Here is a 2,977-nt window from a genome sequence, read left to right as displayed (position 1 = left end):
CCTGCTGGCCGGCAGCGACCTGGTGCTGGTGTTCCTGGACGACTCCAGCGTGGTCTCACGCCGCGCCGAATCACTCACTCTGTCGGCGATGGGGCGCTTCTCGGCCAGCCTCGCGCACGAGATCCGCAACCCGCTGGCGGCCATCAACTATGCCGTGCAGCTGCTGGAAGAAGGTACCGGCTTCAACGAAAGCGACCGTCGCCTGCTGCAGATCATCCACCAGCAGTGCCAGCGCACCAACGGCATCGTTGAAAGCGTGCTGGGCCTGGCCCGGCGCGAACGCGCCAACCCGGAAAACGTGGATCTGGCCGCCTTCGTGCGCCGCTTCGTACTGGAGTACAAGCAGGGGCAGACGCTGGAAACCGACAGCATCGAACCAATCATCAACGACACATCGGTGCCGGCCCAGGTCGACCCGCGCCACCTGTACCAGGTGCTGACCGTGCTGGTGCACAACGCACTGAAGTACGGCCGCATCGGCGAGCAGCCCGCGCGCGTGCGGTTGCGCGTGGCCCAGCACGAACGCAGTGCGGTGATAGATGTGATGGACCGTGGCCCCGGCATCCCTGAGACCGTCGCCGCTCAGCTGTTCCGCCCCTTCTTCACCACCTCCGAGCACGGCACCGGGCTGGGGCTGTACATCGCCCGTGAGCTGTGCCGGGCCAACCAGGCGCGACTGGATTACATCCCCGTCCCCGCCGGCGGCTCCTGCTTCCGCCTGGTTCTGCCCGGACCGCACACGCTGTTTCCGGACTGATTCCGCCCGTCAAACATTTGTCGCATACCACCCCCTCGGCTATCTTTCCCACCCATGAACGAAACCCGCAGCGCCCTCGTCGTCGACGATGAACGCGATATCCGCGAACTGCTGGTGTTGACCCTCGGCCGCATGGGCCTGCGCATCAGCACCGCCGCCAACCTCGCCGAAGCCCGCGAACTGCTGGCCAGCAATCCCTATGACCTGTGCATCACCGACATGCGCCTGCCCGACGGCAACGGCATCGAACTGGTCAGCGAGATCGCCCAGCACTACCCGCGCACGCCGGTGGCGATGATCACCGCCTTCGGCAGCATGGACCTGGCCGTGGAAGCACTGAAAGCCGGTGCCTTCGATTTCGTCAGCAAGCCGGTGGACATCACCGTGCTGCGCGGCCTGGTCAAGCATGCGCTGGAACTCAACAACAGCGAACGCCCCGTTGCCGGGCCTGCTGCCGAACAGGCCGCGCGCCTGCTTGGCGAATCGCCGGCCATGGACGTGCTACGCGCCACCATCAGCAAGGTCGCGCGCAGCCAGGCGCCGGTCTACATCCTGGGCGAATCCGGGGTGGGCAAGGAACTGGTCGCACGCACCATCCACGCGCAGGGCGCACGCGCCGCCGGGCCGTTCGTGCCGGTCAACTGTGGCGCCATCCCCACCGAATTGATGGAAAGCGAGTTCTTCGGCCACCGCAAGGGCAGCTTCACCGGCGCCCATGCCGACAAGCCGGGACTGTTCCAGGCCGCGCACGGCGGCACCCTGTTCCTGGATGAAGTGGCCGAGCTTCCGCTGCAGATGCAGGTGAAGCTGCTGCGTGCGATCCAGGAAAAATCGGTGCGCGCGGTTGGCGCCCCCAGCGAAGAACCGGTGGATGTGCGCATCCTCTCGGCCACCCACAGGGATCTGGCCGAGCTGGTCGAAGACGGGCGTTTCCGCCACGACCTCTACTACCGCATCAATGTGATCGAACTGCGCGTGCCGCCGCTGCGCGAACGCCGCCAGGACCTGCCCGCGCTTGCCGCGTCGATCCTGGCACGACTGGCCCGCAGCCATGGCCGCGCCACCCCGCTGCTGGCGCCTTCGGCGCTGGACGCATTGGCCCAGTACGGTTTCCCGGGCAACGTGCGCGAGCTGGAGAACATCCTCGAACGCGCACTGGCACTGGCCGAGGAAGACCGTATCGGCGCCGACGATCTGCGCCTGCCGCAGCATGCGCCTCGCTCACCCGGCAGCGCTGCACACGCCGAAGCGGTGGTGGATCTGCATCCGGGCAGTGCGGCCCTGCCCTCGTATATCGAGCAGCTCGAGCGCAGTGCCATCCAACGCGCGCTGGAAGAAAACCGCTGGAACAAGACCCGCACTGCTGCGCAGTTGGGCATCACCTTCCGTGCGCTGCGTTACAAGCTTAAGAAGCTGGGGATGGAATAAGGCTACCCCGTGGTAGTGCCGGCCGCTGGCCGGCAACCCCCTGCACCGCCCATCCACGCATGGCGTGGATCTACTGAAAACTGCCATCCACGCACGGCGTGGATCTACTGGGCGTTCTGCATCGAAATGGTAGTGCCGGCCGCTGGCCGGCAACCCCGTGCATCGCCCATCCAYGCATGGCGTGGATCTACTGGTTGCCCCATCCACGCACGGCGTGGATCTACTGGGCGTTCTGCATCGAAATGGTAGTGCCGGCCCCTGGCCGGCAACCTCATGCACAGCGCATCCACGCATGGCGTGGATCTATGGCATCAATCCTTGGTGACGCGGTTGATCTCGGCCAGGCTGGTCACGCCCGCGGCCGCCTTCTTCAACGCCGACTGCCGCAGGTCATTCACACCGATCGCCTGCGCAGCCTCGGCAATCTGCAGCGCGTTGCCGCCCGCCAGCACGATGGTCGCGATCTCGTCGGTCATCGGCATCACCTGGTAGAGGCCGGTACGGCCCTTGTAGCCCTCGGTGCATTCGTCGCAGCCCACTGCCTCATACAGTTCGATGCCTGCATCCAGCTGCGCCTGGGTGAAGCCCTCGGCCAGCAGCGCATGCTCCGGCAGATTGGCCGGGCGCTTGCAGTTCGAACACAGGCGGCGCGCCAGACGCTGGGCGATCACCAGCGTCACCGAGCTGGTGATGTTGTACGGCGCGATGCCCATGTTCATCAGGCGCGCGATGGTCTGCGGCGCATCGTTGGTATGCAGCGTAGACAGCACCATGTGACCGGTCTGCGCAGCC

The 2,977-nt window shown here is 66.1% G+C and carries 3 protein-coding genes; 2 read left to right on the top strand and 1 reads right to left on the bottom strand.

Going from position 1 to position 2,977, the window contains the following annotated elements; genetic code table 11:
• Together AB4Y84_RS18050 and AB4Y84_RS18045 are read left to right on the top strand one after the other, a co-directional pair.
• On the top strand, positions 1-757 hold a 757-nt coding region (locus AB4Y84_RS18050), incomplete at its 5' end, for a sensor histidine kinase (RefSeq protein ID WP_442250592.1).
• Between the two features lie 54 nt (positions 758-811).
• Positions 812-2,185: a sigma-54-dependent transcriptional regulator gene (locus tag AB4Y84_RS18045; protein ID WP_223496329.1), complete on the top strand. Its 1,374-nt coding sequence runs from the start codon at positions 812-814 to the stop codon at positions 2,183-2,185.
• A gap of 311 nt (positions 2,186-2,496) precedes the next feature.
• Here the strand turns inward: AB4Y84_RS18045 and AB4Y84_RS18040 are convergent.
• Positions 2,497-2,977, bottom strand: a 481-nt coding sequence (locus tag AB4Y84_RS18040) for an ATPase, T2SS/T4P/T4SS family (protein ID WP_442250591.1), incomplete at its 5' end; no start/stop codon positions are given.

It is taken from the genome of Stenotrophomonas sp. 2YAF22 (assembly GCF_052114665.1).
GTDB lineage: Bacteria > Pseudomonadota > Gammaproteobacteria > Xanthomonadales > Xanthomonadaceae > Stenotrophomonas > Stenotrophomonas indicatrix.
This window is presented reverse-complemented; position numbering and strand designations above follow the sequence as displayed.